Below are 5238 nucleotides of genomic sequence, written 5' to 3' on the forward strand. Positions count from 1 at the left end.
GTTAATGTTCACGCTTCTGTTTCTAAGATGTCTATTTGTCCTCATTGTGGTTACTAAAAAGATTTGGGTTCATGATCATAGAATTCAAAAGATTAGGGATACTCACATCCGAGGTAAGAAATCTTTGATTTTCTTAAAGAAAACTAGATATGATTGTAAGTCTTGTGGTTCTCGTTTTGAGAGGAATCTTGATTTTATTGCCAAAGGTCATACTATGACCAATAGACTTGTTTTTGCTATTGTTTCTGAGTTTGATGAGATTTATTCTATATCTTCTATTGCTAATAGGTATAATGTTTCATCAAACACAGTATTAAGAATTTTAAATTGTTTAAGTGCTTCTAGAGATAGGCTATCAGAAGTATTATGTATAGACGAATTTAAAGGTGATAGTGGTAATAACAGGTATCAGACTTCTCTTCTTGATGGATCTAAACACTCTATCATAGATATCTTACCATCAAGAGATAAGAATACATTGTATGGGTACTTTGAAAAGATACCAAACAAAGAAAGAAACGAAGTAAAATTTTTGTAAGTGATATGTCTAAAACATTTAAATCAGTTAAGAAATCATTCTTTAAAAACGCAATACATATCATAGATAGGTACCACTTCATAAGACAAGTATCCTGGGCATTAGAAAATGTTAGAAAGAGAATACAAAAGGATGTATCATCAAAGCTTAGGAAATATTTTAAAAGAAGTAAGAGTTTAATTACAAAACCTGCCTCTAAGCTAACTTCAGAACAAGCTAATGAAGTATCACTTATGATTGAACTGAACAAGGAATTAAAAGAAGCATACAAGTTAAAAGAATTGTTCTACCTGTGTGCCCTGTGGGTACCAGTATGTACTTAGTCAGCCAAACAAAACTAGAGCTAAAAAAGCTTTAAGAGAATGGATAAAAAGAGCAGATGAATCAAAATTAAAAGAATTTAAATCTTGTATCACTTCTTTTAATAACTGGTTTGAAGAAATATGTAATTCATTTGATTACTCTTGGTCAAATGGACCTCTTGAAGGAACTCATACAAAGATAAAAACATTAAAAAGAAATTGTTTTGGTATGAGAAATTTTGACTTGTTTAGAAAAAGAATTATGTTTTCATGTAAGTAGAGATTAGGAAAACGGGAAAATTTGCAAAACCCCTAGGGGTTTTATTTGCTATGCTTATTTTTAGTTGTTTTTTGCTATTTTAGTTTTGATATCTTTATTAGCGTCTATGTGCCCATTTTTACATAAAGAAAGAGACTCGAGTTAACGAGTCTCCCCAATATTTGACATAGAGCCGGAAAATAAAATTTAAATTAAAGACTCTGTGATGTAACCAGCTTTTGGTATGCACCACAGAGTCTTTTTCATTTGCAAATAAGTTTTGAAACAATGGCTATAATAATTGGAAACGGCAAGTTTAAAATTATTAAAGGAAATTGCTCAAAGATTTCTTTTTTCATAAGCAATATTGTTGAACTTGTAATAAAGTTAATTATGGACAGATAGAAAAAATAATTGAATATATTTTTATCTAAGCCAAGCATATCGTACAAGAAAACGAATATTGAAAAGCAAAGCACCAATAGACAAGTTGAAATTAGAATAAAGTATGCTTTATTATTGAGTTTCATTTCAGCCACCGTATAGATGTTATATTTGGTCTCTTAGCACCAAGTCTCTATATGTTTCCCTTCTAACTACGAGTTTGTGTTCTCCATCTTGTGTGAAAACAACGGCCGGGCGAGGGAGTGAGTTGTAGTTGCTGGACATACTATGACCGTAAGCACCCGTTGAAAGGACAAGAACCAAGTCACCTCTGTTTAGGGTTGGAAGTTCTATATCTTTAATCAATATATCTCCTGACTCACAGCATTTTCCAACTAATCTTATATTTTCTTTTGTAGAAGAGTTGGAATTTGTTAAGGCGGTGTATTCTGCACTGTAAAGCGCCGGTCTTATATTATCTGTCATTCCGCCGTCGATGGTAACATATTTTCTCGTGTTTGGAATATTTTTTATATTGCCGACAGTGTATAGAGTATATCCTGAATCACCAACTATGCTTCTTCCTGGCTCAATAGTGATATGTGGGCGAGTGGAGTTGGAATACAGTTTTTCTATTTTTTCCATAACAGGGTCTAAAAAGTAAGAGTAAGGTTTTCTTATCTCATCGGTATATGTTATTCCAAAGCCTCCTCCAATGTTTATGTCATGTAGTGGAGCTTCTATTAGGGCTTCTGTTTGTTTAATTAGTTCGCTAACTGCGTCTATGGCTTTTAGATAGACTTCATTTTCAAATAGTTGAGAGCCTATGTGAAAGTGGTAGCCTAGGAAATTAATATTTTGGTCTGAGTGAGCAACTTGTACGTATTTTAGTACATCTGTTAGATTGAAACCGAATTTTGAATCGACATTTGCTGTTTGGATGTATTCGTGAGTGTGAGCGTCAACTCCAGGTGTGATTCTAAAGAGTACGTTAACTGTCTTATCTAATTTTTTTGCATATTTTGAGATGATTTCAAGTTCATCTGCACCGTCTATGATAAATTTGCCTACGTTATTTTCAACTGCGAATTCAATCTCTTCTTCAAGTTTGTTGTTGCCGTTGAATTCTATTCTTTCAGCTGGAAAGTTTGCGTTTAGTGCTATTGCAATTTCTCCACCGCTTACAACGTCTAAATTTAAGCCTTCACTTTCTATAAACTTTGCCATTGCGCTGGCTAGAAAAGCTTTTGCAGCATAGGCCACTGTGGTATTTTCATATTTATTTAAAAAGTCATTTTTTATTTCTGCTATTCTATCTTTCATACCATTTACAGAGTATATGTAAAGTGGTGTTCCATAGGTTTCTTTTAGTTCTTCGATAGAAACTCCATCTATTTTTATTTCATTATTAATTTCTAACATAGTTATCTCCTTTTAAAAAAAGGAGGTATATCCTCCTTATTTTAGTATTCCAAATTTGTAGTTGTGTTCTTTAAAGTAATCTATTACATCTTGTAGCGAGTCGGCACTTAATTGTTTATTGGTTGCGTCATGCATTAAGACCACTGCTACGTCAGTGTGTAGATTTTGATTAAGACTTTTATCTAAGGTTTCTATTATACCTGCAGATGTAGTAGGTCTTGTTTTTTTAGGTTCTGCGTCTCCTGTCATACAGTTCCAATCTATCCATTCAACGTTCATAGCTGAAACAGTTTGGTCAGCAGCAGCTGTATTTTGCCAAGACATGTGACCACCTGGGTATCTCCAAGGAACGCTGTGGAAATTATCTCCAAAGACTTTATTTAGTCTTGCTAAAGTAAGTTGAGTTTCTTCTTTAATTTTATCTGGATCAGCAACTCTTCCTGGATAAAGTATATCGTAGTTATGGTAGAAAGAGTGAGTTGCAATAGCATTTCCATTATAAACTGTCTTTCTAAGGATAGAATATGTTTTGTCTGTGATTCTGCTTCCTACGACAAAGAATGTTCCATGAACATTATTTTTCTTAAGTGTAGCTAAAACTTGTGGTGTTATTGATGTGTTAGGGCCATCGTCAAAGGTTAGGAATACAAGTTTATCCTTTCCTGTATATTTCTTTTCTCCTCTAATGTAGGCTCTGATCTCAGCTGTATCATAGGCATAACTATTGGCTTGAACTAAGTGGTTTTCGCCAGGCATAAGTTCTTTTTTCATAAATTCAAATTCATCATATATAGCGTTTAAGCCATCAGAAAAATTATTATAAGTTGGCATTTTAGTTCTAACCACTCCGATTGAATCTCTGTAAGCTTTATCTAAAAACCAGTTGAAATATACTTCTTTGTTGTCATTTTTCTTAAAACTATGTATAACAGCGGAAAATATGTGTATTACTATAAAGACTAAAACCAAAAGAATTGTATAGAAAATCATTCTTCTACGACGCATCTTTTGACGTCTCTTTTTACGTTTTAAATTTCTTCTGTTATCTAAGTGTATGCTTTTTTCTTCAATCATAATATTTTTCCTCCAGACGAATTGTCAAATCAAATGCAACACCTATGGTAAGAGACCAAAAAGTTCTTCTTTAGGTGTTTTATATTTTATACATTTTCTAGGTCTATTATTCATTAAACTTAAGTTATAATTTAATTCATCAATATTCACTTCTGATAAATCCATACCCTTAGGATAAAACTCCCTCAAAAGTCCGTTACTATTTTCATTTGTACCTTTTTGCCATGCACAATAGGGATCACAAAAATAAGTTTTGCATCCTAATTCTTTTTCTATTTTCTCAAATTCTGAAAATTCTTTACCTCTATCAAAGGTTATTGTTTTTACTAATTCTTTTGGATAATCTTTTAATGCATTTATTATTGCTGGTGTTACGCTTTCCGACTTTCTATTTTCAACTAGGATTGCTATATAATATCTAGATTTTCTTTCTGCTAAAGTTACGAAACAACATCTACTTTTCCTTTTATGATCTAATCTGCCTGATTCCACTGTATCTGCTTCCCAGTGGCCTAATTCTTGCCTTCTGTATATCTCTTTAGGTCTTTTCTTAATTGTTCTACCTTTATCATTGAATTTTCCTCTTTTTTCTGCTGGCCTTTTAAATTTAGCTTTTCTTCTCAAATTTTTCATACTAGTTTTTGGCAGCTTTTTGGCGTGTATCATTCTATATATCGTTGATGTAGATGGTAATTCATGAATCTCATTTGTGTTTCTATTTGATATTTGTTCAGGGGACCAATGTTCGTTAATCTTTACAGTTAAATAATCAATAACATCTTTAGAAAATTTACTTTTTCTATGGCAGTCTTTTCTTCTATCAATATATTTATCATTTGCCTTTATCGGAAAGTACTTAGTGTAACTTCCCCTACTAACTTTTATCTTAGATGAATTTCTTTTAATTTCTCTAGATATTGTACTAGGTGACCTTTTAAGTGCTTGTGCAATTTTCCTTATACTCATTCCTAAATTTAAAAATTGGTAAATACAAGATCTTTCTTCTATGGTAAGATGGTTATAGCTCATAGTTAATCACTCCTTTTAATATGTTTTGTTTGGTCACTTACATATTAACACAGCTGATTAGCTATGAGTTTATTTATGTTGCACTTGTTATGATAAATTATCTGCATAAAAATATCTGTTAGGGATTTACTCCCCAACAGATATTATAGAGCCAAAAAAAATGGTAGACAAAATGTCTACCATTTTTTTAAGTTAAAAGCTATTAGCAGATTAACGTTAAATTAACATAG

At 32.1% G+C, this 5238-nt stretch carries 4 protein-coding genes and 1 pseudogene; 2 read left to right on the top strand and 3 right to left on the bottom strand.

Annotated features, from left to right (window positions below; translation table 11 throughout):
* Window positions 1-214: 214 nt before the first annotated feature.
* Window positions 215-861, top strand: a pseudogene (locus tag B8869_RS12105) (ISL3 family transposase).
* Entirely contained in the window at window positions 833-1120 is a 288-nt protein-coding gene (locus B8869_RS12235) for a transposase (protein ID WP_084231081.1), read from the top strand. Before B8869_RS12105 ends, B8869_RS12235 begins: the two are co-directional and overlap by 29 nt.
* A gap of 528 nt (window positions 1121-1648) precedes the next feature.
* On the opposite strand, the gene lysA is transcribed toward B8869_RS12235, so the two are convergent.
* The 3 genes from lysA to B8869_RS07685 are packed head-to-tail and all read right to left on the bottom strand — an operon-like array spanning window position 1649 to window position 5008.
* Window positions 1649-2905 (bottom strand): diaminopimelate decarboxylase, encoded by a 1257-nt coding sequence (lysA, locus tag B8869_RS07675; RefSeq protein ID WP_084231082.1) that lies wholly within the window; start codon window positions 2903-2905, stop codon window positions 1649-1651.
* Window positions 2906-2941: 36 nt separating this feature from the next.
* A complete protein-coding gene (locus B8869_RS07680) occupies window positions 2942-3979 on the bottom strand; it encodes a polysaccharide deacetylase family protein (RefSeq protein WP_084231083.1) in 1038 nt (345 codons plus the stop codon).
* 42 nt (window positions 3980-4021) lie between these two features.
* Window positions 4022-5008, bottom strand: coding sequence for an IS30 family transposase (locus B8869_RS07685; protein WP_084229742.1), 987 nt, complete (start codon window positions 5006-5008; stop codon window positions 4022-4024).
* Window positions 5009-5238 lie beyond the last annotated feature (230 nt).

The organism is Peptoniphilus asaccharolyticus DSM 20463, from assembly GCF_900176115.1.
GTDB lineage: Bacteria > Bacillota > Clostridia > Tissierellales > Peptoniphilaceae > Peptoniphilus > Peptoniphilus asaccharolyticus.

Bases quoted from the DNA above. Each gene is read 5' to 3' on its own strand.
- B8869_RS07685 (WP_084229742.1), bottom strand. From the start codon at position 5,008: ATGAGCTATAACCATCTTACCATAGAAGAAAGATCTTGTATTTACCAA.
- B8869_RS07680 (WP_084231083.1), bottom strand. From the start codon at position 3,979: ATGATTGAAGAAAAAAGCATACACTTAGATAACAGAAGAAATTTAAAA.
- lysA (WP_084231082.1), bottom strand. From the start codon at position 2,905: ATGTTAGAAATTAATAATGAAATAAAAATAGATGGAGTTTCTATCGAA.